32 protein-coding genes and 2 tRNA genes are annotated in these 26,167 nt (G+C 67.7%); 14 read left to right on the forward strand and 20 right to left on the reverse strand.

What is annotated here, in order from left to right; translation table 11 throughout:
- Positions 1 to 46 precede the first annotated feature (46 nt).
- The 4 genes from Q8O26_RS15495 (at position 47) to Q8O26_RS15510 (ending at position 4,261) form a co-directional block, all read left to right on the forward strand.
- Positions 47 to 334, forward strand: a complete 288-nt coding sequence (locus Q8O26_RS15495) for a hypothetical protein (RefSeq protein WP_305577148.1) — start codon at positions 47 to 49, stop codon at positions 332 to 334.
- A gap of 5 nt (positions 335 to 339) precedes the next feature.
- Entirely contained in the window at positions 340 to 1,269 is a 930-nt protein-coding gene (locus tag Q8O26_RS15500; RefSeq protein WP_305577150.1) for an ArgK/MeaB family GTPase, read from the forward strand.
- A gap of 149 nt (positions 1,270 to 1,418) precedes the next feature.
- Positions 1,419 to 2,870, forward strand: coding sequence for a cell wall hydrolase (locus Q8O26_RS15505; RefSeq protein ID WP_305577152.1), 1,452 nt, complete (start codon positions 1,419 to 1,421; stop codon positions 2,868 to 2,870).
- Between the two features lie 149 nt (positions 2,871 to 3,019).
- Positions 3,020 to 4,261, forward strand: coding sequence for an MFS transporter (locus Q8O26_RS15510; RefSeq protein WP_305577154.1), 1,242 nt, complete (start codon positions 3,020 to 3,022; stop codon positions 4,259 to 4,261).
- Between the two features lie 29 nt (positions 4,262 to 4,290).
- Here Q8O26_RS15510 and mepA read toward each other — a convergent pair whose 3' ends face one another.
- A complete protein-coding gene (gene mepA / locus Q8O26_RS15515; protein ID WP_305577155.1) occupies positions 4,291 to 5,241 on the reverse strand; it encodes a penicillin-insensitive murein endopeptidase in 951 nt (316 codons plus the stop codon).
- 244 nt (positions 5,242 to 5,485) lie between these two features.
- Here mepA and Q8O26_RS15520 point away from each other — a divergent pair, with 244 nt between their 5' ends.
- The gene (locus Q8O26_RS15520; protein ID WP_305577157.1) at positions 5,486 to 6,166 is read left to right on the forward strand and encodes a L,D-transpeptidase; all 681 of its coding nucleotides are present in this window, start codon (positions 5,486 to 5,488) and stop codon (positions 6,164 to 6,166) included.
- A 148-nt stretch (positions 6,167 to 6,314) separates the two neighbouring features.
- Positions 6,315 to 6,404, forward strand: a tRNA-Ser gene (locus Q8O26_RS15525).
- 45 nt (positions 6,405 to 6,449) lie between these two features.
- On the opposite strand, the gene Q8O26_RS15530 is transcribed toward Q8O26_RS15525, so the two are convergent.
- The gene (locus tag Q8O26_RS15530) at positions 6,450 to 7,790 is read right to left on the reverse strand and encodes an FAD-dependent oxidoreductase (RefSeq protein ID WP_305577159.1); all 1,341 of its coding nucleotides are present in this window, start codon (positions 7,788 to 7,790) and stop codon (positions 6,450 to 6,452) included.
- Positions 7,791 to 7,905: 115 nt separating this feature from the next.
- Here Q8O26_RS15530 and Q8O26_RS15535 point away from each other — a divergent pair, with 115 nt between their 5' ends.
- Entirely contained in the window at positions 7,906 to 8,511 is a 606-nt protein-coding gene (locus tag Q8O26_RS15535; RefSeq protein WP_305577161.1) for a TetR/AcrR family transcriptional regulator, read from the forward strand.
- A gap of 160 nt (positions 8,512 to 8,671) precedes the next feature.
- Here the strand turns inward: Q8O26_RS15535 and Q8O26_RS15540 are convergent, their stop codons facing one another.
- The 4 genes from Q8O26_RS15540 to Q8O26_RS15555 all read right to left on the reverse strand — a co-directional run bounded on the left by Q8O26_RS15540 (position 8,672) and on the right by Q8O26_RS15555 (position 10,505).
- The gene (locus tag Q8O26_RS15540) at positions 8,672 to 9,514 is read right to left on the reverse strand and encodes a transglutaminase family protein (RefSeq protein WP_305577163.1); all 843 of its coding nucleotides are present in this window, start codon (positions 9,512 to 9,514) and stop codon (positions 8,672 to 8,674) included.
- Between the two features lie 58 nt (positions 9,515 to 9,572).
- Positions 9,573 to 9,905 (reverse strand): hypothetical protein, encoded by a 333-nt coding sequence (locus Q8O26_RS15545; protein ID WP_305577165.1) that lies wholly within the window; start codon positions 9,903 to 9,905, stop codon positions 9,573 to 9,575.
- A 171-nt stretch (positions 9,906 to 10,076) separates the two neighbouring features.
- Positions 10,077 to 10,220: a hypothetical protein gene (locus tag Q8O26_RS15550; RefSeq protein WP_305577167.1), complete on the reverse strand. Its 144-nt coding sequence runs from the start codon at positions 10,218 to 10,220 to the stop codon at positions 10,077 to 10,079.
- 21 nt (positions 10,221 to 10,241) lie between these two features.
- Entirely contained in the window at positions 10,242 to 10,505 is a 264-nt protein-coding gene (locus Q8O26_RS15555) for a DUF1488 domain-containing protein (protein WP_305577169.1), read from the reverse strand.
- A gap of 368 nt (positions 10,506 to 10,873) precedes the next feature.
- Here Q8O26_RS15555 and Q8O26_RS15560 point away from each other — a divergent pair, with 368 nt between their 5' ends.
- On the forward strand, positions 10,874 to 11,464 hold the full coding sequence (locus Q8O26_RS15560; protein WP_305577171.1) for a hypothetical protein: 591 nt from the start codon (positions 10,874 to 10,876) through the stop codon (positions 11,462 to 11,464).
- Here the strand turns inward: Q8O26_RS15560 and Q8O26_RS15565 are convergent.
- A complete protein-coding gene (locus Q8O26_RS15565; RefSeq protein WP_305577173.1) occupies positions 11,442 to 11,861 on the reverse strand; it encodes a DUF2177 family protein in 420 nt (139 codons plus the stop codon). The two genes, Q8O26_RS15560 and Q8O26_RS15565, sit on opposite strands and share 23 nt — an antisense overlap.
- 230 nt (positions 11,862 to 12,091) lie before the next feature.
- Between Q8O26_RS15565 and Q8O26_RS15570 the strand changes: the two genes are divergently transcribed.
- Complete coding sequence (locus Q8O26_RS15570) at positions 12,092 to 12,496, forward strand: thiol-disulfide oxidoreductase DCC family protein (protein ID WP_305577175.1); 405 nt, start codon at positions 12,092 to 12,094, stop codon at positions 12,494 to 12,496.
- Here Q8O26_RS15570 and Q8O26_RS15575 read toward each other — a convergent pair.
- The 5 genes from Q8O26_RS15575 to Q8O26_RS15595 form a co-directional block, all read right to left on the reverse strand.
- Positions 12,486 to 13,082, reverse strand: coding sequence for a histidine phosphatase family protein (locus tag Q8O26_RS15575; protein WP_305577177.1), 597 nt, complete (start codon positions 13,080 to 13,082; stop codon positions 12,486 to 12,488). The two genes, Q8O26_RS15570 and Q8O26_RS15575, sit on opposite strands and share 11 nt — an antisense overlap.
- A gap of 78 nt (positions 13,083 to 13,160) precedes the next feature.
- Positions 13,161 to 13,472: a P-II family nitrogen regulator gene (locus Q8O26_RS15580; RefSeq protein ID WP_305577179.1), complete on the reverse strand. Its 312-nt coding sequence runs from the start codon at positions 13,470 to 13,472 to the stop codon at positions 13,161 to 13,163.
- On the reverse strand, positions 13,469 to 14,419 hold the full coding sequence (locus Q8O26_RS15585; RefSeq protein WP_305577181.1) for a sodium-dependent bicarbonate transport family permease: 951 nt from the start codon (positions 14,417 to 14,419) through the stop codon (positions 13,469 to 13,471). The genes Q8O26_RS15580 and Q8O26_RS15585 overlap by 4 nt, the downstream gene beginning before the upstream one ends.
- 9 nt (positions 14,420 to 14,428) lie before the next feature.
- Complete coding sequence (locus Q8O26_RS15590; protein WP_305577183.1) at positions 14,429 to 15,442, reverse strand: TerC family protein; 1,014 nt, start codon at positions 15,440 to 15,442, stop codon at positions 14,429 to 14,431.
- 173 nt (positions 15,443 to 15,615) lie between these two features.
- A complete protein-coding gene (locus Q8O26_RS15595) occupies positions 15,616 to 16,365 on the reverse strand; it encodes an aspartate/glutamate racemase family protein (RefSeq protein ID WP_305577185.1) in 750 nt (249 codons plus the stop codon).
- Positions 16,366 to 16,606: 241 nt separating this feature from the next.
- On the opposite strand from Q8O26_RS15595, the gene Q8O26_RS15600 reads away from it, so the two are divergent.
- Positions 16,607 to 17,041, forward strand: coding sequence for a DUF3429 domain-containing protein (locus Q8O26_RS15600; protein WP_305577187.1), 435 nt, complete (start codon positions 16,607 to 16,609; stop codon positions 17,039 to 17,041).
- 49 nt (positions 17,042 to 17,090) lie between these two features.
- On the opposite strand, the gene Q8O26_RS15605 is transcribed toward Q8O26_RS15600, so the two are convergent.
- The 5 genes from Q8O26_RS15605 to Q8O26_RS15625 all read right to left on the reverse strand — a co-directional run bounded on the left by Q8O26_RS15605 (position 17,091) and on the right by Q8O26_RS15625 (position 18,966).
- The gene (locus Q8O26_RS15605; protein WP_305577189.1) at positions 17,091 to 17,327 is read right to left on the reverse strand and encodes a hypothetical protein; all 237 of its coding nucleotides are present in this window, start codon (positions 17,325 to 17,327) and stop codon (positions 17,091 to 17,093) included.
- Between the two features lie 142 nt (positions 17,328 to 17,469).
- The gene (locus tag Q8O26_RS15610; protein ID WP_305577191.1) at positions 17,470 to 17,679 is read right to left on the reverse strand and encodes a cold-shock protein; all 210 of its coding nucleotides are present in this window, start codon (positions 17,677 to 17,679) and stop codon (positions 17,470 to 17,472) included.
- Between the two features lie 316 nt (positions 17,680 to 17,995).
- Positions 17,996 to 18,538: a GNAT family N-acetyltransferase gene (locus Q8O26_RS15615; protein WP_305577193.1), complete on the reverse strand. Its 543-nt coding sequence runs from the start codon at positions 18,536 to 18,538 to the stop codon at positions 17,996 to 17,998.
- Positions 18,539 to 18,650: 112 nt separating this feature from the next.
- Positions 18,651 to 18,848, reverse strand: a complete 198-nt coding sequence (locus tag Q8O26_RS15620) for a hypothetical protein (protein WP_305577195.1) — start codon at positions 18,846 to 18,848, stop codon at positions 18,651 to 18,653.
- A gap of 43 nt (positions 18,849 to 18,891) precedes the next feature.
- Positions 18,892 to 18,966: transfer RNA gene (locus Q8O26_RS15625), tRNA-Gly, on the reverse strand.
- A gap of 193 nt (positions 18,967 to 19,159) precedes the next feature.
- Between Q8O26_RS15625 and Q8O26_RS15630 the strand changes: the two genes are divergently transcribed.
- The 4 genes from Q8O26_RS15630 (at position 19,160) to Q8O26_RS15645 (ending at position 23,214) form a co-directional block, all read left to right on the forward strand.
- Positions 19,160 to 20,506, forward strand: a complete 1,347-nt coding sequence (locus Q8O26_RS15630) for a cytosine deaminase (RefSeq protein WP_305577197.1) — start codon at positions 19,160 to 19,162, stop codon at positions 20,504 to 20,506.
- 4 nt (positions 20,507 to 20,510) lie between these two features.
- Positions 20,511 to 21,974, forward strand: coding sequence for an FAD-binding oxidoreductase (locus Q8O26_RS15635; protein WP_305577199.1), 1,464 nt, complete (start codon positions 20,511 to 20,513; stop codon positions 21,972 to 21,974).
- A 46-nt stretch (positions 21,975 to 22,020) separates the two neighbouring features.
- On the forward strand, positions 22,021 to 22,602 hold the full coding sequence (locus Q8O26_RS15640; protein ID WP_305577201.1) for an NAD(P)H-dependent oxidoreductase: 582 nt from the start codon (positions 22,021 to 22,023) through the stop codon (positions 22,600 to 22,602).
- A gap of 105 nt (positions 22,603 to 22,707) precedes the next feature.
- Complete coding sequence (locus Q8O26_RS15645) at positions 22,708 to 23,214, forward strand: MarR family winged helix-turn-helix transcriptional regulator (protein WP_305577203.1); 507 nt, start codon at positions 22,708 to 22,710, stop codon at positions 23,212 to 23,214.
- A 6-nt stretch (positions 23,215 to 23,220) separates the two neighbouring features.
- Here the strand turns inward: Q8O26_RS15645 and Q8O26_RS15650 are convergent, their stop codons facing one another.
- The 3 genes from Q8O26_RS15650 to Q8O26_RS15660 all read right to left on the reverse strand — a co-directional run bounded on the left by Q8O26_RS15650 (position 23,221) and on the right by Q8O26_RS15660 (position 26,141).
- Complete coding sequence (locus tag Q8O26_RS15650) at positions 23,221 to 24,099, reverse strand: NAD(P)-dependent oxidoreductase (RefSeq protein ID WP_305577205.1); 879 nt, start codon at positions 24,097 to 24,099, stop codon at positions 23,221 to 23,223.
- Between the two features lie 92 nt (positions 24,100 to 24,191).
- Positions 24,192 to 25,127: a carbohydrate ABC transporter permease gene (locus Q8O26_RS15655; protein ID WP_371134580.1), complete on the reverse strand. Its 936-nt coding sequence runs from the start codon at positions 25,125 to 25,127 to the stop codon at positions 24,192 to 24,194.
- Positions 25,128 to 25,175: 48 nt separating this feature from the next.
- Positions 25,176 to 26,141: a carbohydrate ABC transporter permease gene (locus tag Q8O26_RS15660; protein ID WP_305577207.1), complete on the reverse strand. Its 966-nt coding sequence runs from the start codon at positions 26,139 to 26,141 to the stop codon at positions 25,176 to 25,178.
- Positions 26,142 to 26,167: the final 26 nt, after the last annotated feature.

The following is a 26,167-nucleotide window of genomic DNA, read 5'->3' on the forward strand; positions in this document are numbered from 1 at the left end:
CTTGTGCGAGGCTGCGCCATCCCTGCCGATGCCTCGCCGAGACCCGATGACCGATGCAACCCGCCCTAACCTGCCGCTGCCCGGCATTGTCTTCGTCGCAGTCATGCTGGTCACGGGCGTCGTTCTGGCCCTGGTCTTCAAGGCCCATCCCGCCCTGATCGAGGCCATCCCCGGCCTGATGTGGCTGCTCGGTGTGGCGCTGGTCTTCGATATCGGCGTCAATGTCCTCGCCATGCAGGGCCGGGTCGAAGGCGCACTGCCGATGACGTGGCGGGCGGGCGGGTTCATCGCCGGCGGCCTCGTCCATGTCGCCACGACGGCTCTCCTGGGGTGAGTGCGATGGTTCCCGCCTCGGTCGAGGCCATGCGGGCCGGCGGCAAACGCGCGCTGGCCGCGGCCCTCGCGGCCATCGAGACGGCCGCCGGCACGGTCGAACTCGCGCGCTTCCTCGACGAAGCCTGCCGGGCGGCGCGCGGTGCGACCCTCGGCCTCACCGGCCCGCCCGGCGTCGGCAAGTCGACGCTGACCAACGCCCTCGTGGCGGCGTGGCGCCGGGCCGGTGACACCGTCGGCGTTATCGCCGTCGATCCCTCCTCGCGCCGCACCGGCGGGGCTCTCCTCGGCGACCGCGCCCGCATCTCCACCGACCCGTCGGACCGTGGCGTCTTCGTTCGCTCCATGGCGGCGCGCGACCGGCTCGGCGGCCTGTCCGACCAGACTGTGGCGGCAATGGTCGTCATGCGCGCCGTCTTCGACCGGGTTCTGGTCGAGAGCGTCGGCATTGGTCAGTCGGAGGCCGACGTCGCGATGGTGGCCGACACGGTCGTGCTCTGCATCCAGCCGGGCTCCGGCGACAGCCTGCAGTTCATGAAGGCCGGCGTCATGGAACTGCCCGACGTGATCGTCGTCACCAAGGCCGACATGGGCGCGCCCGCGCAGCGCGCCAAGGCCGATGTCGAGGGGGCCCTGACCCTTGCCGCCCGCGAGTCCGGTGGCTGGACCGCACCGGTGGTGCTGGCGTCCTCGGCGACGGGAGAGGGGCTGGGCGCCCTCGCCGAGGCGCTCGCCGCCCATCGCACCTGGCTGGACGCCGGCCGCCTGGCAGCCCGCCGCGCCGCCCAGGAACGGCTCTGGGTCGAGGAGGCGCTGCGCACGCGCTTCGGCACCGCCGGCCTCGCCCTCGCCGCCGGCCAGGATGCCCCTCCTGGCACCGGCGCCTTCGATCGCGAGCACATCCTCGCCGGCCGCCTGAAGGACCGCCTCGCCTGAAACGGCGCGCCATTAACCCGCTCTCAACGTTACTTCGGCGATAAGGTTAGTGGTCGATGACCGCGCTGTGCGGTTACGGCGTGTTCCGTTGGCGTGTGCTCGGTGGCACCGCCCTGTGGCGTTTGTTGCGTTGCGTGGAGTGCGTGCCTATGCGTGCGTTGCGTTGGGCTTCGTCGCCCTCGGTGAAGGCGGCCGTGCTGGTTCCGGGCATGGCGGCGTCCTTCCTCCTCCTCTCCTCCCAGCCCGTCGCCTATCAGGATCTCGTCAGCCACATGGCGCTCCGCGCCGGCGTCGACCAGACCTGGCGCCGCCATGTCGCGAGCCTCGTGCGTCCCTCGACGACGGTCGCGGGCTTCGTCTTCAGCCGCCCCATCCTCCGGGAACCCGAAGCGCCGCACCTCGTCATGGCGAGCCTGTCCATGGCGCCGACAGACGACCTGCGACGTGCCGGGCCGCGTCCTGGGCCTGCGCTCGGCGCCGGCATGGACCGTGCCGTCATCTATCCCTTGCCCAACCGCGAGGCGAAGGGTGACCTTTTGCTCGAGCGCCCGAAGCTGCGGCTGAGCATCGGATCGCTGGAGAACGATCCCTCCATGCTCGCCCCGCCGGCCGACCTTTCGGAGACCGCCCGCTTCATGCCCGCCGCCCCGGGCGAGGGCGCCGACACCGAACATTCGCCGCTCGCCATCGGCGGCCTGCAACTGGCTGCGGTTGCGCCCTCCATCATCCTCGATGACCGCGCACCGGCCGCGCGGTTCGGACTGGTCGTGCCGCCCTTGGAACTGGTCGAGGAGGAGGCTCTCGAGGGCCGCCGGTTCGCCGCCACCCTCGACGAGGACAAGGCCGGCATCGCCATCGGCGGCGAGGGGCCGATTGCCCGTGCCGGCGCCGGTTTCGGTGCTCCCTCCATGCCGCTCGAGAGCGCGCCCTTCCGCGTCACCGCGACCCACGAGGCAGTGGCCGGCTTCGATCCCGTCCTCGGCCCCTTCGCCACCGACAGCCGCGGCGACCGTCCGGATTCGCTGCTCGCCCGCCTGCTGGCCCGGCCCGTCGCGCCGAGCCTCCAGGCCCCCGTCGAGGACCGCGTCCCGACGCGCGGCGGCACCGTTACCCATCCCGCCCTCGCCCTCGCGCTGACCGGCCCTGCCCATGCCCGCGCCGAGCGCTGCCTGGCGGAAGCCATCTACTGGGAAGCGCGCAGCGAGCCCGAGCGCGGGCAGATGGCCGTCGCCCAGGTGGTCCTGAACCGCTCGGTCTCCGGCTTCTATCCCCGCGACGTCTGCGGTGTCGTCTACCAGAACGCCCACCGCTATCTCGCCTGCCAGTTCACCTTCGCCTGCGAGGGCCGCAGCAGCCTGGTGCCGACCGAGGCGGTGCCCTGGACCCGCGCCACCACGATCGCCAGGGACATGATGGCGGGCCGGATCTGGCTGCCGGAAGTCGGCCACGCCACGCACTACCACGCCACCTATGTGCGGCCCTGGTGGGCGCGCTCGATGAACCGGCTGCAGCAGATCGGCATCCACGTCTTCTACCGGCCGCGCAACTGGGGATCGGGGCCGCAGGTGCAGCTGGTCCGGACGACACCCGGCGAAAGCTGACCCGGCGTCGGGCCTGATCGGGCCGCCGCTGACACCCGGCGTCATCGGGTTATGGTATGGGAGCCATCACGGCTTTTGGCTTCCGGATGCGACGCATCGAAACTAGAGTGCCGGACGTGTAGCTGCACGACGCAGGCCGGAGCTCCCTGATGACCGCAACGACCTCGCCCGATCGTCCGGACACCTGGCGCACTCCTTTCGTCATCATCCTGTGCGGCTGCGTGATCGGCCTCCTGTCCTTCGGGCCGCGGTCCGTCGTCGGCATGTTCCTCATGCCGGTCTCCACCGAGAACGGCTGGACGCGCGACGTCCTCTCGCTGACCATCGCCATCCAGAACCTGATGTGGGGCGTCGGCCAGCCCTTCGCCGGCGCCATCGCCGACCGGTTCGGCACGCTCAAGGTCTTCTGGGCGGGCTCGATCATGTACGGGCTCGGCCTCGCCTGCATGGTGCTGCCGCTGCCGCCTCTGGCCATGCACGTCCTGTCGGGCACGCTCGTCGGCCTCGGCCTCGCCGGCGTCTCGTTCAATCTCGTTCTCGCCTGTTTCGCCAAGCTGCTTCCCGAGAGCCGCCGCGCCTCCGCCATGGGCATGGGCACCGCCGCCTCGTCCTTCGGCCAGTTCGTCTTCGCGCCGCTGACGCCCTTCCTGATGGATCTCGTCGGCTGGAAGGTGGCCCTGCTGATTTTTTCCTGCGTGCCGGTCCTGATCATCCCCCTGTCATTCGCGCTGGCGACCCGCCCGTCGTCGGGCGTCGGCCAGGGAACAGGCGCCGAGATGAGCATCGCGGCGACATTGAAGCAGGCCTTCGCCCATCCGAGCTACGTCTATCTCGTCATCGGCTTCTTCACCTGCGGCTTCCAGCTCGCCTTCATCACCACGCACTACCCGACCTATCTGAAGGACCTGAACATCGAGGCCTGGGTCGCGGGCGTCGCTCTGGCGCTGATCGGCCTGTTCAACATCGTCGGCTCGCTCGGTGCCGGCTGGCTGTCCTCGCGGATGTCGAAGCGCTGGCTGCTCGTCTGGATCTACTTCTCCCGCGGCGCGGCGGTGATCCTGCTCCTCGTCTTCCCGCCCAGCACCGCCCTCGCCCTCGTCTTCGCCGCCCTGATGGGCCTGCTCTGGCTCTCCACCGTGCCGCCGACCTCCGGTCTCGTCGCGCTGATGTTCGGCACCCGTTACATGGCGATGCTCTACGGCTTCGTCTTCTTCTCCCACCAGGTCGGCGGCTTTCTCGGCGCCTGGCTCGGCGGCGTCATGTACGTGCGCACCGGCTCCTACGAGATCATGTGGTATCTCAGCATCCTGTTCTGCATCGGCTCTGGCCTGATCAACATTCCGATCAAGGAGCGCCCCGTGGTGCAGCCGGCGGTTGCGCCGGCGGAGTAAGGCCCTGCCCAGCCCGACCGCTCCGGGTTCTACCGCGCCACCAGCACCTCGCGGCAGGCATCGGGCAATCCGGCCATGGTCACCGGCGGCGGCGGGCGCCAGTCCGGGTTCGGCCGCGGGTTCAGCACCGCCTCGGTGAACCACCCGTCGAGTTCGGCGCCGCAGCCGTCCTGTGGCGGCGGCGGGTCCTGCGGGCGGCAGCCCGGACTTCCCGACGGGCAGCGGATGCGGATGTGCATGTGAAAATTGTGGCCCGGGACCGGCCTCACCCGCGACAGCCACGAGCGATCGGTTCCCGCCTCCCGGCAGAGCGCCTTCTTGATGGCGGCATTGACCAGCACCCGTTCCACCACCGGGTCCTGGGCGGCGGCCTTGATCACATTGAGATGGTCGGCCGTCCAGACCGACGGATCGATGTCGCGCCGGTCGGCGCGCACCATGTTCACGGCCGAGGTCGCCTCCCGCTCCTCGGCGGTCAGCCGCCGGCGCGGCATCGGCGTCAGCCAGATGTCGGCATCGAGGCCGATCTGGTGCGAGGCATGGCCGGTGAGCATCGGGCCGCCGCGGGGCTGCGAGATGTCACCGACGAGGATCCCCGGCCAGCGCGAGATCTGCGGCACCTTCCGGGCGAAGCGCTCCAGGAAGGTCATCATGTCCGGGTGACCCCACATCCGGTTGCGCGACAGGCGCATGACCTGCCAGGTCTCGCCGTTGACGGGCAGCGCCACAGCGCCGGCGACGCAGCCGCGGGAGTAGAAGCCCAGGGCGCGCGCCTGCATCGGCGCACCGGTCGTCGCGCGGCCGAACAGTTCCTTCGCCGGCAGGTTCGGGTCGTTCGGATTGGCCAGCGGCGGCAGCGGACGTGGATTGACCGTGCCGGGCGTCTGGGCCGCGGCCGGCGTGGCGAGGCCTCCCGCGACTGCGGCGAAGGCCGTGAGGAAGGCCGCGCCGAAGGCGGCGGTGCGGAGGGGGCGGATCATGGTCGCGTCTCGTTCCCGGGAATCTCGATCGCTCACCCTAGTCAGGATTTCATTAACCATTCCTGTCCGCCGCGGCGGTGCAGTGCCGCAGATCAGCGGCCTCTCCGAGAGGAAGCGCGGCAACCGGCGCGCCTGATCTTAAGGTTTATGCCGTTGCGGCCTTTACACGGCACGGCATTTTGGGAATCACTGGTGGACGGCCCGCAAGGGAAGCTCTGTTCGTATCGCGTCGGAGGGGAAGTCCATGCGTGCATTCCGTAGCGTGGCCGCTTTTCTCATCGGCCTCTTTCTCTGGACGTTCGAGGCCTCTGCCGCGATTGTCGTCAGGGTCGACAAGACCAGCCAGACCATGCGCGTCATCGTCGACGGCGAACATCGCCATACCTGGGCTGTCTCGACAGGGCGCGCCGGCTACAACACGCCGAACGGTTCCTATCGGCCGCAGCGGCTGGAGCGGAGCTGGCACTCGCGCAAATACGGCATGGCGCCCATGCCCCATTCCATCTTTTTCCGCGGTGGCTATGCCATCCATGGAACGACCATGGTGAGCCGCCTCGGCCGCGTCGACAGCCACGGCTGTATCCGTCTCGCCCCCGGCAACGCCCGCACCCTGTTCGAGATGGTCGCCCGCCAGCGCGGCGCGACGCGCATCGTCATCGAGGGCACGTCCCCCCGGCAGACGCCGCCCGCCCTAGTTGCGAGCCGCGCCACGCGCCAGGCCGCAGCCGTGCCGCGCACCGCCCAGATGCGCCTCGCCCAGCCCGGCCGCCAGGTCGCCGCCGTGCCCGCCGGGACTCGGACCGCGCAAGGCGCGCCGCGGACCGCCGGCGCGCGCGTCGCGACCGCCGTGACGGTACCGAGGGCGGTGACGTCCGCGCCGCGCGGCGACAACCGCTATTTCGCCGAGTGGTTCCTGCGCCGATAGGTGCCGCAGGCGCCGGTTCCGGCCGAAGCAACGGACAGCGCCACACCGTTGCACCCACGGCGCAAGGCCGGCCCGTCACCGATCGCGGGAGGAAAGGTCTGTCGCGCCTTGCAATTCCCCACCGGCGCCTTTATGCAGCGCCTCTCGTGGACAGGTGGCCGAGTGGTTGAAGGCGCACGCCTGGAAAGTGTGTATACGGGGAACCGTATCGCGGGTTCGAATCCCGCCCTGTCCGCCAGGCTTTTCATAGGAAACCCGGTTCGAAACTAGGGATCGATTGCGTTCATCCTGGTGCTAGGACAGCCTCTACGGCGCGTTCGGCGGATTGAAGCGCCCCTTCCATGAACGACCGCCATTCTGTTGCCGTTTCCGTTCCCGCGAAATGAATGCGGCCGATCGGCGCAAAGAGATCGGGGGCCGCCGCCCAGCCGCCGAGGCCGCGACGGCTGGCATAGCCGCCGAGCGACCAAGGATCGGTGTTCCAGTCGACTGATCGCGCGGCAATCGGCGACGGAACCGCGCCGCCGTTCACGGAACGAAGCCAAGCTAGAATGCGATCGATACGCTCAGCTTCGGCTGTCGTCTGCCCAAGTCTCTGCCCGCTTTCCGCCGTCGAGAACAGCACGAGAATGCCGGTCTTCGAAAGAGGCGGGGATGCATCCATGGCTGCGTTGCAAATGCCGCCGGGACAGAGCATCGACCCCGAGAGCCCTTGATCACGCCACCATGGCGCGTCGAAGACGAACACCGTCTTGATCACCGCGCCCGGCTGATAGCCTGCGATTACCTGCCGGCGATGGTCCGGCATCAGCCGAAGGAGGCCCATCGACCGATAGAGCTGCGGTGGTGTCGTGACGATCAGGTTCCGTGCTTGATAGGTCGCCGCAGCCGTTTCGACCGTGACCCCGTCGTCGTCCTGCCGGACGCTCACGACAGGAGCGTTCAGCACGACCGGCGAACCAAGCCGTCCGGCCAGATGATGGGCGAGCGGACTGATCCCTTCCGAAAGGAACCATCCCGCCGAAGCCGCTTCCCCCTTCCGCCCTCCGACGGACGCAAACTGTTCGAGAAATTCATGCACCGAAAAGGCGTCGGCCGTGACGCAGAACTCGGCCTCGACGAATCCCACCATGTAGCGGTAGGCCTCATCGGTGAAGGCGAGTTGGCGCAGATACTGCGCCGCTGTCATGCCGTCGAGCGCTGCCGCGTCGGCGACACCCAAGTCCTCGAGGCGGCGACCGATGCGCCAGTTTATCTGCATCGCGTCGAGCTTGCCGAAGACCGACAACGGTAGATCGTCTCCATTGACAACGACGCGTTTGGCTTCAGGTGAGCACAAATAGACGTTCTTGCCCTGGCTGTTCCGAGGAACGCGCGTCAGACCGACTTCGTCCACCAACGCGGACAGGCGCATATGGGCATCGCCGATAAACTGTGCGCCGAGGTCGATGACCTGTCCCGCCCCTTGAAAACGGCCTGTCTCGAGCCGCTCCGACTGAGCGCGACCGCCGACCCGCGAACGAGCTTCGAGCAATTTGACCGAAGCGCCGCGCTCCTTGAGCCGCTGCGCCGCCGACAAACCGGCGAGCCCAGCGCCGATTACGATGACGTCTACGCTGGACATTGGTTCTCCCCATGGTTCTTGCCGAATGGCAACGACCGGGCAACCCGGCTGCCTGTCATTTGACAGGTAGTCAGGGGAGATATACCTGTCAACCGACAGGCAGAGGTGATTTGCGATGGTCGACCAAGGTTCAAGCGCCACCGGCGCCGCGACGCCAACGGCCAAGCGGGCACTGGATGCCTTGACCGCCCTGGCGCTGGAGAAGGGGCTGGATGATGTCTCGATGCGCGATGTCGCCAGGCGGGTCGGGATATCGCTGGCCGCGCTTCAGTATCACTATCCGAACAAGGCCGCGCTGCTGGAGGCGTTCGTCCGCCAGACGGTCGCCTCATACCGCGAGCGGATCGAAACCGTCCTCGCCGTGAGCATCGAGGGCGAGCGATTCGCCAGACTTGTCCGGTTCGCCGCGATGGAAACGGTACATTGGGATAGGCATGGCGTGCTGGCGATGATTGAGGGCCGTGCCAGCCACGATGACGCGGCGAGGAACGCCATTATGCTGTTCTTTCGATCTTATCTCGCGATTATGCGCGACGCCTTGGTCGCCGACGATCCCGGCCTTCCGCCTGCCACGGCCCTGCTCACAGCGACCCTTGTCGTCTCGATGCTGGAAGGGCTGCCATCGCTGATCGAACCGGCCGGCGATCTAGGCGTCGGTCGAGACGCTTTGCTGGATACCATTGTTCGCCTGTCAAAGACCATTCCCCGCGCCATAGCTTAACGCCAAACAGCGGCAATCACTTTTCAGCATGCATTGTCTCGACGGGCTAAGTTGGAGCCAGAGCGGAATACTCGCATCCGGTTTCCCATCCACAGCCATTGCAGCCGAGATCGCTCGCCGCGCCGTGGGTACGGGCCTCCGCGCTAAACGGAGGGTCCCGTCAACCCGCCGCGCCGGGAGCGCGCCCCTCCGCATCGACATGGGTCACGTCATAGGCCCAGACGCGGAACGACTTCAGCACATGCGGCCCGAAGGAATTGATGAGCGGCACGTCGGCCGCGTCACGGCCGCGCGCCACCACGATGCGGCCGATGCGCGGCCGGTTGTTGCGCGGGTCGAAGGTCTTCCAGCCGCCATCGAGATAGACCTCGATCCAGGCGCTGAAATCCATCGGATCGACGATGGGAACGCCGATGTCGCCGAGATAGCCGTTCACATAGCGGGCCGGAATGTTCATGCAGCGGCAGAGCGTGACGGCCAGATGCGCGTAGTCGCGGCACACGCCGATGCGCTCGTCATAGGCTTCCGCCGCGGTACGCGTCGAGCGCGCATCGAGATAGCCGAAGCGGATATGGCCGTGGACGAAGTCGCAGATGGCCTGGACGCGGCCCCACCCGGGCGCGACATTGCCGAAACGGTCCCACGCCATCTGGCTTAGCTTGTCCGTCTCGCAGTAGCGGCTGCCGAGGAGGTAGATGAGGCAGTCGTCGGGGAGTTGCGCCACCGGCACCTCGCCGGCCTGCGGAAAGGCCATGTCATGGGTGCCGCTGTCCTCGATGGTGCCGTCGGCCCACAGCGCGAGGTCTCCCGCCGGGGCGGTGAAGCGCCGGCACAGATTGCCGTAGAGATCGACATAGGTACGGCTGTCGACCGGCGGCGTCGTCACCAGTTCTTCCGCCTTGCGGATGTCCTGCGCCCGGTCGGCATGAGCGTTCAGGAGACAGACCATCGGCGTCGGCGCTGTGCAGGTGATGGTGATGTCGTAGCCGTAGCGGATCAGCATGATGCCGCCGCCCCGCGCGGGGAACCATGACCACCGTCCGGGCGGGCGGGACGGACGGTCACGAGGCGACCGTTTTCTCGGCCATCGGCGCCTCGCCCGTGCTGGCAACTGCCTTCACGGCCGTCTTGGCAATTGTCTTCGCGGGCGCCTTGCGCACCTTTTTGACCGGTGCCGGCGTCTCCAGCGCGATCCTCTGTGCCTCGGCCGCATCGGCCGCCTCTTTTTCAAGGCGCAGCCTCCTGAGCCTCATCATGTTGGTCATGACGGAGGTGCGTGCCTTCTGCTCGGCTGCATAGGCCTGCGCCGACTCGCGCTTGCGCCGTTCGGCGTTGTCGAGACCGGCGTGCGACGTGGCGCGGCTGCCTTCGGGGGTCGGTTTGCGATAGGCCATCAGAGCGTACTCCAGTGAAGTCTGCGAGGCGCCAGGCCCCGCACATGATCTATCGGCCCGGACGCGCCCGCTCCGGCGCCCCGGAGGAGCGGCGGCAGCGGCCGCGGCGGGCCGGCACAAGTCGATTCGCAGGTCCCTGACCGCCGCGACGGCTGCAGGACCGCGGTACCGCTATTTCTTGCGGACGGCCGCCGCATCCAGGATCTTCTTCTGCACCGCTGCGAAGCTCGTCACGGCTGCGGGGGCCACCTCGGCGGCTTTCGGTTTCTTGGGCTTCTTGGCCTCGCGGCTGCCGCGTTTGTCACTTCTGGCCATGGCGGCCTCCCTCTCGAACGATCAGAATGCCGCTGCGGACAGATGGTAGACGGTCTGTCGTCCGCGGGAATGGGCGAGGCCGGCCGCCGCCTCGATGCGGGCGCGGTTGGCATCGAAGGCGCGCAGCAGCGAGGTCTCGTCGTCGGCGCTTTGCGGGCTCAGTCGCTGCAGCGCATGCGCATCCACCTCGAAGGTGAATTCGAACTGCGACTCGTGGCCCCAGAAGCGGATCGACCGTTTGGCGGGATCGAAACTGCGGGCGGCATTGGGGAAGGCGATGGTCACGAAGGGCTCCGGGCCAGAGGGGCGATGCGTAGTGGAGGTTGCCCTCCATCGGTGCATCGACACCGAGCCGGCCGGCACGGGTGCCGGAATTTGGAAGCGGGCCGGAAAGCCGATCCGCTTGCGGCCTGGCCGCGCCTTCGTGATGATCCTGCGATCTCGACGGGTCGAAAGACAGGAAGACCCTCGTCACAAGATGGTGCTTGAAGTGGAAAGCGCGAGGGCATGGTCCGGCTTTATTTCATTCATGGCCAGCCGAGAGCGAAAACAGCTGTCGGCGCAAGGCTTCTCGACGGCCCGAGCGATCCGATCGCCTCGCCGCGCTGTATGCGGAGAGGGCGTTGCAGAACGCGCCTCCAGGGAGAACGCCGATGCTCGCCGCAGCGAAGCGGATGACAGCCACCGTCTGGGCCTATTTCGACGGTGCGACACCGCGCAGCGCCATCGCCGCATCGGTCGCCTTCATCATCGTCTCCAACCAGCCCTTCTATCCGTTCTACCTCTATCTGCTGCTCGGTGGCCGCGCCTGGCCGGCACTCCTCACCTGGCTGTCCGCTCCGCTCTTCGCCGCTGTTCCGCGCGTGGCGCGGGCCGGCGAGGCGCGCGGCGGCGCCTTGCTGGTGACCGCCGGCATGGCCAACACGACCCTTTGCACCGTGGCGATGGGGCCGGGCTCGGGCGTAGAGCTCTTCTATCTGCCCTGCCTCGTCCTGGCGCTGCTGCTGTTTACCGGACGCCAGCGCGCCCTGGCCGCGGCGGCCACTGTTTTCGCCACCGGTACCGCGATGGCCGCGGTACGGCTCGCGGGCGCCGAGGGCCTCGTGCCGATCACGGCGGAGGAACTGGCCACGCTTCGCCGCATCAATGCGTTCAGTGTCTGCGGCCTTCTCGTCGTTCTGGCCTACCTGTCGCGCCGCCTGTGGTGGCGCAACGCGTTGGTCACGCCATCGGACGGACGCTGATGCGGCGGGCCACCGCCACCCCGATGACGGCAGAGGCGGCGGTCAGGAAAGTGCCCCACAGCGTGTCGACGATGACGAGGTTCCAGCTCCACAGCCGCATCGTCGCGTGATTGGTCAGTTCGTAGGTCATGTAGGCGAAGAACCCGAAGGCAGCGCCGTTGATCGCCGCCGTGGCGAGCGAGCCGTCGGCGAGAGCCTGTCTGCTGGCGAAGAAGACGATGCCCACCGGAAACAACAGGTAGAAGAGGATGGCCGGGGCGAGCCGCGGCTCGACGAGCAACACGTCACCGAGCACGGCGCGGAACATCGGGACGCCGGCCGTCATCAGATAGGGGACGTCGATCAGCACGAAGGCGAGGAAGGTGACGCCGTAGGCGGTGGCGAGGCGGGCGGTCATGAGGCGGGCTTCTCCTGGGTGCGAGGGGGAAACGGACAGCTTCGTCCGTCGTTCCGCCGGAAGTCTCAGGCGGGTTACGAAACGCGCGCCCCGGCAGACCACAACCGCAAAGCGGCGCACCGGCTCCGTGCGGCCATCCGCCACGATCGCCGACGGTAAGAACTGCCGGCCCTTTTCCGGCGTAGAACAAACGACGGCCTGTGAGGCTGCCGCTCGCAGGATCTGATCCGATGCACCCCACCTCCGACAAGCCGACCGTCTTCTTCGACGGATCCTGCCCACTCTGCCGCGCGGAGATCGACCTCTATCGCCGCCAGGACGGCGATGCGCGGCTCTGCTTCGTGGATGTCTCGACGACCGATGTGGCGCCCGCTCCCGGTCTGACGGCGCGCGAGGCGATGGCCCGTTTCCATGTGCGGGAGGCCGACGGGACCCTGCGCTCGGGTGCGGCCGCCTTCGTCGCGCTCTGGTCTGAAATCCCCGGCTGGCGCTGGCTCGCAAAGCTGGCCCGCCTGCCGGGCGTGACGCCCGTCCTCGAGGGCGCCTATCGCCTGTTCCTGCCGGTTCGCCCGCTTCTGTCCGGCGCCGTCCGCCGCTGGCAGGCGCGCCGGGCAACGCCCGACGTCAAGGCCTGATCCGGCCGGCCACCTGCCATCCGTCCCCGTCGCGCATCAGGACGATGCCCTCGCCCGAGGCGGGGAAAATGCCCGTCAGTGCGGTGATATTGACCTGATGGGTGACGACGACCAGCGCCTGCGGCCCGGCCCGGCGGGCGAGGATCGCGCGGGCCGCCGCCGTCTGCGTCGGTCCGGCGCCGCGATCGGCAAAAAACGAGTTGAAGGCCTTCTCGTCTGCGCCACGCCCCGGAAACGCGAGGGCGGCGGTTTCGCGGGTGCGGCACCACTGCGAGGTCAGGACCGCGCCGACGGCGATGCCGCGCCCTGCAAAGGCCTCTCCGATCCGTCGCGCCTGTTCCCGCCCGGCCGCGTCGAGATTGCGTTGTGTCGCGCAATCGCCGATCCGCATTCCCCCGGGATCGCCGCCGCCGGGTGCGTTGGCGTGCCGGAAGAGGACGACGCCACCGCCGGATAGGGCCTCCCAGGCCCGGGCCTCGCTGCCCTGCGCAAGGGCGCCGGTGGGCAGCGCCTGAAAGGTCGCCACCAGCAACAATGCCGCAATGGCGAGTGTCGCAAAGGCTCTTCGGCGATGTCCGATGGTCATGGAACTCCCCACTGCGCCTTATGCCTTACGCGGGCGGGCGACGCGGGGATCGATCGGACACGCGGAGGTGATGGGGTGTCAGAACCGCTCGGGCCGGACGACATCGACATCGGTGACCCAGACCAGAAGGCCGTGGGAATTGAGCAGCGGCGTCAGCGCCTCGACGAGCTGGTCCGCATGGGCCTCCGTCGTGATGGTGAAGACGAGGGCCTTGGCGGAGGCGCCGGCAATCTGGTCGTCCGACCAGGCGTTGAGCCGTCCGCCGCCCGCCGCCACCGGCAGGACCGTGTAGCCGGTCACGCCGCAGCGCTTCACCACCTCGACGATACGCCGCACCAGCGGCTGGTCGGCGAGGATCTCCACCTTCTTGCGTCGGGCCGTGCTGTTCATGACGCCAACCATCGTGCGAAGAGCGACACGGCGGGAATGCCGAGCGCTATGTTGAAGGGAAACGTCACCGCCAGCGACATGGCCAGCGACAGGCCGGCATCCGCCTGCGGCAGGGCGAGGCGCATGGCCGCCGGCACGGCGATATAGGAGGCGCTGGCGCAGAGAATGCCAAGGGCCGCCGCCGAACCGGCGTCGAGACCGATGATGTGCCCGACCAGCGTGCCGATCGTGCCGTTGACGACCGGCATGAGGATGCCGAGCCCGGCGAGGCGCAGTGTCAGTGACCGCGTCTCGCGCAGCCGGCGGATGGCGATCAGACCCATGTCCAGCAGAAACAGGCAAAGGATACCGCGAAAGCCGGAATCGAAGACCGGTGCGATGGTGGCGAAACCGTTCTTGCCTATCACCAGCCCGATGACGAAGCTGCCGAGCAGCAGCACGACCGTGCCGTTCAGCAGCGTCTCCCGCATGAGTTCGCCGCGCTCGTGGTTGTCGGACGCCCCGGTGCCCTTGGCGAGAATCAGGCCGGCGATGATCGCCGGCGTCTCCATCAGCGCGAGCACCGCGACCATGAAGCCCGCCGGCGGCATCCCGGCAGCCGAGAGCATCTCGCTGCCGGCCACGAAGGTCACGACGCTCACCGAGCCGTAATGGGCGGCGACGGCCGCGGCATCGATCCGCCCCAGGCGCCCGACGCTGCGCAGCAGGCCGAAAGCCGCCACCGGGATGATGCAGCTGAGGACGAGGCCGGCGACGGCGGCCGTCGCCATCAGCAGTGAGAAGCCGCCCTCCGCCACCTGCACGCCGCCCTTCAGGCCGATGGCGGCCATCAGGTAGAGCGCCATCCCCTTGGCGATTGGCTCGGGGATGGCGAGATCGGAGCGGGCGGCAGCGGCAAGGGCACCGAGAATGAAGAAAAGTATGACCGGCGAGAGAAGGACTTCCATCCGCCCACCTTACATGGTCGGGCCCGCCCTGTGATCCGCCTGCCCGCGCGTCTTCCACAGGCTGTAGAGGACGCCGCCGGCGAGCAGCCCAAAGGTGACCGCCAGCGAGAGGGCCGGCGGCACCTTGTCGATGCCCAGGAGGTCGGCCGCGAACACCTTCGAGCCGATGAAGATCAGGACCAGGGCCAGCGCCGTCTTCAGGTAGTGGAAACGGTGAACCATGGCCGCCAGCGCGAAATAGAGGGCGCGAAGGCCGAGGATGGCGAAGATATTCGACGTGTAGACGATGAACGGATCGGTGGTGATGGCGAAGATGGCCGGCACCGAGTCTACCGCGAAGATGACGTCGGCGATCTCGATCAGGACCAGCGCCATGAACAGCGGCGTCATGAACCAGACCGTCCGGCCACTCTCGGGGGATTTCGGATCCGGCAGCTTCACGAAGAATTTCTCTTCGTGATGTCTGTCGGTTACGTTGAATCGCCGCCGCATGAAGGTCAGCACTGGATTGGTCGAGATGTCCGTCTCGCCTTCCTTGAAGACCAGCATCTTCACACCGGTGGCGATGAGGAACACGGCGAAGACGGAGAGAACCCAAGAGAACTGGCTGACCACGGCGGCGCCGATGCCGATCATGATGGCGCGCAGGACGATGACGCCGATGATGCCCCAGAACAGCACCCGGTGCTGGTATTTCCGCGGCACCGCGAAAAACGAAAAGATCATGGCGATGACGAAGACATTGTCCATCGCCAGCGCCTTCTCCACCGCGAAGCCGGTGAGATAGTTCATGCCTGATTCCGCCCCGAGCGCCCACCAGACCCAGGCGCCGAAGGCGACACCGAGCGTGATGTAGAAGGCCGAGAGCAGCAGGCTTTCCTTCGTCTCGATCTCGCGGTGCCCCTTGTGGAGCACGCCGAGGTCGAGAACGAGCAGAACGATAACGATGGTGATGAAGGCAAGCCACATCCAGACCGGCTTGGTCAGCCAGACTGAAAACAGAAAATCAGAGAGGAGTTCCATGATCGGACCCGTATCTCGAGGTTGCGAGATGATCCGACATCATGGCGTGAGCCATCAGAGGGGCCCGGATCGGGGGCAGAAAAGCCCGCCGATCATGGCGATAATGCGGCCGATCCAGGCCACATGCGGTGGCTGGCGGCCGATGCGACCAACCGCCTCAGCCCGCGCCCCGGTCAGCGGTCGCGATGCTCGAAGCGCTGCCGCAGGGACTCGGAAATGCCGGTGCAGGTCTTCGCCGCCGGCCGGCGGAATGTTCCTGTCGTCGCCTTGGCGGGCTTCAGGGCGGCGAGCGCTTCGGCCTGCTTCACCGCCGCCTGGATGCCGTCGACCAGCGGCACGGGCACCCGCGCGCGCACGGTCTGGGCGAGGCCCGACAGGGGGGCACCGGCGAGAATGACGACATCGGCCATGTGGTCGGCGACGACGCGGTTGGCGAGATCGACGAGGGCGGCTTCCTTCTCCTCCTGCACGTCGGCGAGCGAGGTGAAGGCGCCCTGCAGCGCGAAGATGCCGGCACAGCGGCCGCGCAGCCCGTTCCAGTCGAGGCACTCGTGATACCAGGGCACCAGTCCGCCGGAGAAGGTGACGATGGCGAAGGAGCGTCCCAGCATGCAGGCGGTGAGCATGGCCGCCTCCGCCATGCCGACCACGGGGATGTCGAAGAGCTCCCGCGCCCCGCCGAGGCCCGGATCCCCGAAAGCCGCGACGATCGCGGCATCCACCTCTTGGTGGACCTCGGCGACCATCTCCAGCGCGACCCCTGCGCCGACCACCGCATCGGCGCGGGTGGCGATATAGGGGACGCCGCGCGGTGCGGTCATGGCGACGAGTTCGGTGTCCGGCGCCTTCACGGCCGCAGCGGCGGCCACCAGGCGATCGGTGACCGCCGCGCTCGTATTGGGATTGGCGATCAGCAGGCGCATGGGTCACGGCTCGACGGCGAGAGGGCGGCGCGGGGCATCGCCCGTGCGGAGGCCGTAGTCCTAGCGGCTCGTTCCGCCGCGGTCACGCCCCCGCAGGCTTCCTGCGGCTTCGGCTGTTGACCCGGCGGCCTGCGGCGAACGTAATCATCCGTGACCGCGCCGACGGCCGGTCGTGGCGAAGCAACGGGCAGGCGGATCAGGATCGATGGCGGCGGATGTGAGAGACGACCAGGAAGCGGCCATGCCCGCCATCACCCTCTGGCTGGGCGTCGGAGGCCTCGCCCCGTTCCTGGTGCTGGCCGTTGCGCTCGTGGCCGGGGCGTCCCTGCCGCTGATCGGCGGTGATGCGGCGATCCGCGCGGCCCTGATGGTCTATGCGGTCGCCATCCTGTCGTTCCTCGGCGGCGTGCGCTGGGGAATCGCCATGGGCTACAGCGACGGCAACCTGGCGGTGCGCGACTTCATCATCGCCGTCATCCCCGCCATCGTCGGCTGGGCGGCCGCCCTTCTGCCGGCGACCGTGGGCCTGTGGGCGATGACCCTGGCCTTCGTGCTGCTCGGCTTGATGGACTACGGCCTCGCATGCCGCACGGTGGCGCCCGAATGGTACGGGCGCCTGCGGCTGGCGCTGACCGGGGTGGTGTCGGTGGCGCTCGCCGCGGCCGCGATGACCTGACGGCGGGTTGCCGCCAGGCAGCCGGACGGTTCCGGGGGCCGCCGAAGGTTCAGGCGGCCTTCGTGCGGCGGGAGCGGGTCTTGGGTAGCGCGGCGGCAGCGGCGCGCTCGATCGCGTCCTTCTGCTCCCGGGCGAGACGCAGCTCGCGCAGCTTGGCCATGTTGGCGGTGCGGGCACTGTTCGAATCCGCGATGTCCGAGAAGATGCGGTCACGCGTGATCGACTGCTTCTGCACCTTGAGGAAAGCGGCATTGGCCTTCTGGTGCGACGGGGACAGGTCACTCATGGAAAAAGACTCCGGTCGGGTCTTGGCCGCCGCGGCGGCCGCAGGTACAAAAAAGGCCAGGCGTGAGCCCGGCCTTCCCTATCAATTCGCCTTGTCGTCGGTCCCAGTACATCCGTGGCAACCGGACTGAGGCGAAGTGCAATCAAGCAGCCTGAAGCTGTTCGGCCGCCATCTTGCCCGACTTGTTGTCGCGCATGACTTCGTAACCGAGCTTCTGGCCCTCGACGATTTCGCGCATTCCGGCGCGCTCGACGGCAGAGATGTGGACGAAAACGTCGGCGCCGCCGTCATCCGGCTGAATGAAGCCGAAACCCTTGGTGGCGTTGAACCATTTCACTGTGCCGGTGGTCATGAAGAACCCTCCCTTTTGGCAAAAGCAGACCTCCGCGCGGATGCGCGTCGGGGTAGAGCGATTTTCGAAGGGGGAAGTTCGTCAGAAGCGCGCCGAGGCGGCAATAAAACAAAGTTCAGCCGAGCAAACATCGATGACGCTGTATAGGACCATTTCGCAGCGACTGCAAGGAAAATCTTCTCCCGATCTTTTTGGGTCGTTGCACAGTGGTCCCGATAACGATGGATCCTGCTGGTAATATTCGCGCGAAGTGCAGCCTTTCCCAGCGTTCGCGCAGGCGGTTCCGCCCACGCCGCGGCGCGGGGCCGAAGCGCGCTCAGCCGGCGTCCGGTGGCGCCTGGTCGCCGTCCCCGAGGGGCCTCTGCATCAGGACGCAATCGACCCAGCGGTCTCGCTTCCAGCCGATGGACGGCAGCACTCCGACCACGGTGAAGCCGCAGGCGCGGTGAAGGGCGATCGACCCGTGGTTGCCGAGGTTCCCGATGACGGCGATCATCTGCCGATGGCCGAGCGCCGTGCACGTGTCGATCAGCCGGGTCAGCAATGCCGTGCCGACACCCCGGCCCTTCGCCGCGGGCGCAACATAGACCGAGTTCTCGCAGACGAAGCGATAGCCCGGCCGGCTGCGATAGGCGCTGGCATAGGCATAGCCGACCACCGCGCCGCCGATCTCGGCGACGAGATAGGGATAGCCGGCTGCCAGCACCGCGGCCTGGCGCCGCGCCATCTCGGCCTCATCCGGCACCTTATATTCGAACGAGGCGATCCCCTCCGCGACATTGGGACCATAGATGGCGGTGATGGCGGGGATGTCTGCCGCGGTGGCGGGACGGAGGATCGGGGTTGAGGCAGCGGACACGATGAACCTGATGCGATGAGCGACAGGGTTCATTGTCCTCGCCCGCGCCGACGTTGCAAGATGGCTCAGCCGGCGCCAGCCATCGAAAACCGGAGGATCGGAAAGTCTCGTCTCAGCTCACGCGCACGAAGCGGCGGATGCGCGAGCGGGGCTTGGCGACGCGGCGGGTCACGGTGACGCCACGGGTCGAGACCTCGATGCGGCGGTCCTGCGTGGGGACGAAGAAACGGGCCGTCTCGGATGCGCCGTCCACTTTCAGGAAGTCGGCGTCGTTGGCGCGCATGATCGATTTCACTGAACCGAAGGTCATACGCAACTCCCCGCCACGAACGGGCGACCGCCTCGAAGAAAAATGGAGCGGGAGAAGGGATTCGAACCCTCGACCCCAACCTTGGCAAGGTTGTGCTCTACCCCTGAGCTACTCCCGCATCCGGGTACCCGCCAGCGCCAGGGCGCCGGGGGAGGGCGGTTCTATGCCAAAGGACGCCGACGATTGCAATGGCCTGTTCCGACTTTTTTCAAGCCTCGCCCGCGGCCTGTCGCGCGTCCATGCTTTGACGGTTTGCGGGAGGACGGCTATCCCCAACCGGTGCCGCAGGTGCGGCGATGCGGGAGCAGGGGATGGGTTCGGGATTTCTCGCGCTTCCGGCGGCGGCGCACTATCGTTTGATGGATGCGACAGTGCCGGCGGCGCTGGCCGAGATCGGCGCCGGTGGCGCCGGCGCCGCCGGTGCGGTGCGGGATGATGTCGTCCGCGCCGACATCCTGGTGATCGACGGGCGGGTCGCCGCCGTCGATCCGGCGGGCACGGTGCCGAGCGGGCCGGGCGTGGCGCCGGTCCGGCTCGACGGTGCCATGGTCTTTCCCTGCTTCGTCGATGCCCATACCCATCTCGACAAGGGCCATATCTGGCCGCGGACTCCCAATCCCGACGGCACCTTTCCGGGCGCGCTCGCCGCCGTCGGGGAGGACCGCGCGCGCTTCTGGTCGGCGGCGGACGTCGAGGCCCGCATGACCTTCGCGCTGAAGGCGGCCTTCGCGCACGGCACTGCCGCCATCCGCACCCACATCGATTCCCTGCCCGCCCAGCTCGACATTTCCTGGCCGGTCCTCGCGGCGCTGCGCGAGGCATGGCGCGGCCGCATCGACCTGCAGGCCTCATCGCTCTGCGGCATCGACGTCGCGGTCGAGGACGGCTACCTGCCGCGCGTCGCGGCGGCGGCCACGCGGTTCGGCGGTGGCCTCGGCTGCGTCACCTACATGTCGCCCAACCTGCCGGTCGGGCTGGAGGCGATCTTCGCGACGGCCCGCGATGCGGGTTTGCCGCTCGATTTCCATGTCGACGAGACGATGGACCCGGGCGCCCATTCGCTGCGCCTGATAGCCGAGGCGGCGATCCGCCACCGCTGGACCGAGGCCGGCCTCGGCCGCATCGTGGTCGGCCATTGCTGCTCGCTGTCGGTGCAGCCGGAAGCCGAGGTCGCGCAGACGCTCGATCGTGTCGCCGAGGCCGGCATTGCCGTGGTATCGCTGCCCATGTGCAACATGTACCTGCAGGACCGCCATCCGGGCCGCACGCCGCGCCGCCGCGGCGTCACCCTGTTGCATGAAATGAAGGCGCGCGGCATTCCGGTCATGGTGGCGAGCGACAACACCCGCGATCCCTTCTATGCCTATGGCGACCTCGACATGCTGGAGACCTATCGCGAGGCGACCCGCATCCTGCATTTCGACCATCCCGTCGGCGACTGGCCGCGCGCCGCCACCACGACTCCCGCCGAGGCCTGCGGCTTTGCCGGCCGCGGCCGGATCGCCGCCGGCACAGCGGCCGACCTGATCATCTTCCGCGGCCGGTCCTGGACCGAGCTCCTCAGCCGGCCCCAGTCCGACCGCACCGTCATCCGGGCCGGGCGAGCCATCGACACCACCCTGCCCGACTACCGCGACCTCGACACGCTTTGGAGCTGACCCCATGACGACAGGCGAGACGCAATCCGGTGCTGCGGCGGGCGAGGCCCGCGCGCGCTATGACATCGACGGGCTCAAGGCCAGGCTCGCCGGCATCAAGACCGAGGACAATGCCAATCTCGTCCGCCAGAAGAGCCGCGACTTCTACTGGTACTCGCCGACGCTGAAGCGGCAGCTCGACCACGTCGTCGGCGACATCATCGTCTCGCCGACAAGCGAGCAGGAGGTGGTGCGCGTGCTCGCTGCCGCCCACGAACTCGGCATTCCCGTGACGCCGCGTGGCACCGGCACAGGCAATTACGGCCAGGCCATGCCGCTGGCCGGCGGCATCGTCCTCGACCTCTCCGGCCTGAACAAGGTGCTCACCGTCCAGCCCGGGCGCTTCGTCGCCGAGGCGGGAGCCGTCGTCGCCGACATCGACAAGGTGGCCCGGCCGCAGGCGCAGGAAATCCGCATGCACCCCTCCACCTATGCCACGGCGTCGGTGGGCGGCTTCATCGCCGGCGGGTCGGGCGGCGTCGGTTCGATCACCTGGGGCGGATTGCGCGACGCCGGCAACGTGATCCGGCTCAAGGTCGTCACCATGGAGGCCAAGCCGCGGGTCCTCGATCTCACCGGCGACGATCTCGCCAAGGTCGCCCACGCCTACGGCACCAACGGCATCATCACCGAGGTGGAGATGCCGCTCGGTCCGGCCTATCCCTGGACCGACCTCTTCTTCGGCTTCGACACCTTCGAACGCGCCAGCGCCTTCGCCAATCTGCTGGGCGAGGCCGATGGCATCGCCAAGAAGAATATCGCGGTCATCGCCGCCCCGGCGCCGCAGAGCTATTTCCTGCGCCACCAGGACTACATGCGCCCCGGCCAGCACGTGGTCATCGCCGTCATCGCCGACTTCGCGGTGGACGCTGCCTTGAACCTCGCCGCCAAGGACAGGGCTGAACTGCTCCTGCGTTCCGACAAGCTGAGCGATGACGAACGCCGCAAGCTGCCGCCCGGCTTCGAGCTGACCTGGAACCACACCACCCTCCGGGCGCTGCGGGTCGATCCCGCCATCACCTATCTTCAGGTGCTCTATCCCTTCCCCGACCAGGTCAAGCTTGCTGCCGCCCTCGAGGAGCGCTTCGGGGACGAACTGATCAGCCACCTCGAGTATGTCCGCTTCGACGGCAAAGTGACCTGTTTCGGCCTGCCGATGGTGCGCTTCACCACGGAGGAGCGGCTTGAGGAGATCATGAAGATCCACGAGGACATGGGCGCGCCGATCTTCAATCCGCACCGCTACACGCTGGAAGAGGGCGGGATGAAGCAGACCGACGCGGTGCAGCTCGCCTTCAAGAAGGAGGCCGATCCGCAAGGGCTGCTCAATCCCGGCAAGATGATCGCCTGGGAGGATCCCGCCTACGACTATGCCGCGGGCGGAACCTTCCTGTTCAAGGGGCTGGCGGCCGAAGGGGGCAAGGCGTGACGGCGCGGCGAGCCAGCGAGCCGGCTCCTGTCACGCGCGGCTCCTGATGCGCGTCCTCGTCCTCTACTGCCACCCCAATCCGGAGAGTTACGGGGCGGCCCTGCACCGGGCCGTCGTCGAGAACCTGACCGCCGCCGGCCATGTCGTCGATGACTGCGACCTCTATGGCGAGGGCTTCGACCCGGTGCTCTCCCGCGCCGACCGTCTCGGCTATCACGACCTCGCCGCGAATACGCTGCCCGTCCAGACTCACGTCGACCGACTGAAGGCGGCCGAGGCGATCGTCCTCGTCTTCCCCGTCTGGAATTTCGGCTTCCCGGCGATGCTCAAGGGCTATTTCGATCGGGTCTTCCTGCCGGGAATCTCCTTCGGCCTGGTCGATGGCCGCACCCAGGGCATGCTCTCCAACATCCGCCGGATCGGTGTCGTGACCACCTATGGCGCCACCTGGGCCAAGGCGACGCTGCTGGGAAATCCGCCCCGCAAGTTCTGCACCCGATCGCTCAGGGCCGTCACCGCGTTCAAGGCGTCCGTCACCTATCTCGCTCATTACGACATGAACCGGTCGACGCCTGACACGCGCCAGGCCTTTGTGACGCGGGTCGCGTCGGTCTTTTCCCGTTGGTGAGCCGGCTCTTGTGTGTCACGCTCTCGTCACCATTGACGGCGAAACATGCGCCGGCTGCACATGCGCGGTCGCCGGGCGCTCGCGTCCCGCTGAGGGGGGAATGGCATGACCAAGCTGAAGGACTCCGACAAGGGTTCGCGCGAGCCCTACCGCAAGACGATCGGCGCCCATATCCAGCACGCCGCGCGGCTTCATCGCACGCTGGTGGCGCGCAAGCTGACCATCCTCGGCCTCTATCCCGGTCAGGAACAGGTGCTCAAGATCCTTGCCGACGGCGGCGACATGACCATGGGCGAGCTCGCGGCGGCCCTGCGGGTCCGCCCGCCCACCGCCTCGAAGACGGTCGGCCGCCTCGCCGCCCAGGGCCTCGTCGAGCGCCGTAACGGCGGGTCGCCCGACGGGCGCCTCGTCCAGGTGGGGCTGACTGCCGCGGGGGTGGAGAAGTCCGCCGCCATCGACGATCTCTGGTTCGCCGCCGAGGACGAGATGCTGGCCGACATGGACGGCAAGGACGTCAAGCGCCTGCGCAAGCTGCTGCGCCGCATGGAGAAGACGCTGCGTCCCCATGCCGAGGAACAGCCGGACGACGATGACGATGCCGAGGAAGCCTGACGGGCGTCAGGCCTTGGGGCCGAGGGCGCGATAGGCCTCGATGACCAGCGCGTCGTCCGCCTTGCCGAGCCCCATGCCGGAGGCGGCGAGAAAGAGCTGGTGCGCAGCCGCCGCGAGGAAAAGCGGCGCGCGGGTGGCGTGGCCCGCATCCAGCACAATGCCGAGATCCTTGACGAAGATGTCGACTGCCGAGGTCACCGGCGGATCCTCCATCAGCATGCGCGGGCCACGATTGTTCAGCATCCAGCTGCCGGCCGCGCTCGATCCGAAAATCTCCAGCAGCACCTTGGCGTCGAGCCCGGCCCGCTCGCCGAGCGCCAGCGCTTCCGCTGCCGCGGCGATGTGCACGCCGCACAGCAGCTGGTTGATCGTCTTCACCATGGCGCCGTCGCCGGCCTTCTCGCCGACCCGGAACAGGCGCGAGCCCATCACCTGGAGGACAGGCTCCGCGGCATCGAGCACGGCGGCCGGACCCGACGCCATGATGGTGAGGGAGCCTGCTTCCGCACCCACCACACCGCCGGAGACTGGCGCGTCGACGAAGCGGCGCTGGGTCGCCTCCACCTTCGCCCCGATGGCGGCGGCGCGGGCCGGAGCGCAGGTGGCGCAGAGCACCACGACGGCATTGGGCGCGAGGGCGTCGAGGGCGCCGGCCTCGAACAGCACGGCCTCCGCCTGGTCGGCGTTCACCACCATCAGCACCAGCATCTCGGCACCGGCCGCGGCCTCTTTGGCCGAGGGGAACGGCGAGCCGCCGTTCTCCGCCAGCCAGGCCAGCGCCGCCGGGTTCGGGTCGGTGCCGCGGACGGTATGGCCGGCCTTGACGAGATTGGCCGCCATGGGGCGGCCCATGGCTCCGAGGCCAGCAAAGCAGATGGTGGTCATGGGCAGGGTTCCAGGATGTAGGGTGGTTCGGTTCGCCCGACCCTCATGCCCGGCCTCGCGCCGGGCATCCACGATTTTCTGCCGCGCCCGTCCTATTCCTTCACGGCGCCGGTCATGGCCGAGACATAGTGCTCGACGAAGAAGGCGTAGAGGATGACCAGCGGCAGCGAGCCGACCAGCGCGCCGGCCATCAGCGAGCCCCAGCGGAACACGTCGCCGTCGACGAATTCCGAGACGATGGCGGTCGGCACCGTCTTGTTGGGGTTCGAGGAGATGAAGGTCAGGGCGTAGATGAATTCGTTCCAGCACAGCGTGAAGGCGAAGATGAAGGCCGAGATCAGGCCCGGGATCGCCAGCGGAATGATGATCTTGACCAGAATCTGCCAGCGGCTGGCGCCGTCGATCAGGGCGCATTCCTCCAGTTCGTAGGGAATGGTCTTGAAATAGCCCATCAGCAGCCAGGTGCAGAACGGGATGAGGATGGTCGGATAGGTCAGGATCAGCGCGAAGGGCGTGTCGAACAGGCCGTAGACATGGATGATGGTCGACAGCGGAATGAACAGGATCGACGGCGGCACCAGATAGGCGAGGAAGATCAGCCCGCCGACCGTCTGCGCGCCCTTGTAGCGGATCCGCGTGATCGCATAGGCGGCCAGCACCGAGGCGACAATGGACAGGAACGTGGCACAGACGGCCACGAACATCGTGTTCCACAGCCAGGTTGGATAGTTCGATTCGAACAGCAGCTTGTAGAAGTGGCGGAAGGTCGGCTCGCTCACCCAGAGCGGGTTGCCGCCGTGCAGGTCGAGCAGGTCCTGGTCCGGTTTGATGGATGTGATGAACATCCAGTAGAACGGAAACAGCAGCACGACCACGATGATGAAGAGCGGAATATAGACCGTCACCGTCTTGCGCGGCAGGCTTTCCAGATAGCTCATGCCCTCGGAATGGTCGTCCTTGGCGGCCGAGCGGCTGAAGGCGCCGCTGGCCGCCGGGTTCTTCAGGTCGGTTCCGGCGGTGGTCGTCATGTCCGGGCTCCGTCGGCGGGGGTCAGGCGGGCGGAAAGGGGGTGATGTTCAGTCATTGCTCTCGCCTTGCTGCCACTTGCGGCGCTGCAGCCCGAACCACGAGAACATGATGGCGGCGAGGAGGAAGGGCACCATGGAGATGGCGATGGCCGCGCCCTCGCCGAGATTGCCGCCGAGAATGCCGCGCTGGTAGGACAGCGTCGCCATCAGGTGGGTGGCGTTGACCGGCCCGCCGCGGGTCATCGCCCAGATCAGCTGGAAGTCGGTGAAGGTGAAGAGGACCGAGAAGGTCATCACCACCGCGATGATCGGCGTCAGCAGAGGATAGGTCACATAGCGGAAGTTCTGCCACCGCGTGGCCCCGTCCAGCGTAGCCGCCTCGTAGAGCGAGGGCGAGACGGTCTGCAGCCCGGCCAGCAGCGTGATGGCGATGAACGGAATGCCGCGCCAGATATTGGCGAAGATGACCACGCACTGGGCCATGAACGGGTCGCCCATCCAGTTGATGGGTGATCCACGGTCGATCAGTCCCATCTTCACCAGCCCCCAGGTGATGACCGAGAACTGGGTGTCGAAGATCCACCAGAAGGCGACGGCCGAGAGAACCGTCGGCACGATGAACGGGATCAGCACGACCGAGCGGACGAAGGCCTTGAAAGGCAGGTTGTTGTTGAGCAGCAGCGCCAGATAGAGGCCGATCGCGAACTTCACCGCCGAGGCGACGAAGGTAAAGACGATGGTGAAGATCAGGGCCCTGATGAAGTCGCTGTCGTCGCTGAGCCATTCGAAATTCTCCAGGCCGACGAAGCGCCCCTCGCGTCCGATGCGGGCGTCGGTGAAGCTCATCCACAGGCCCTTGCCCAGCGGGTAGACGAGGAAAAGCACAAGGAAGGCCATGGCGGGCACCATGAACCAGAAGCCCAGCCAGTTGCGGTTCACCTTGAGCTGTTGCCATGCCGAAGGCTCGCCTGGCATCGGGCGGGCTTCGGTGCGTGCGACGGCGGCATCGGCCATGAGGTTCTCCGGAGAGGCTGTCGGGA

Source organism: Phreatobacter sp., assembly GCF_030691135.1.
Taxonomy (GTDB): domain Bacteria; phylum Pseudomonadota; class Alphaproteobacteria; order Rhizobiales; family Phreatobacteraceae; genus Phreatobacter.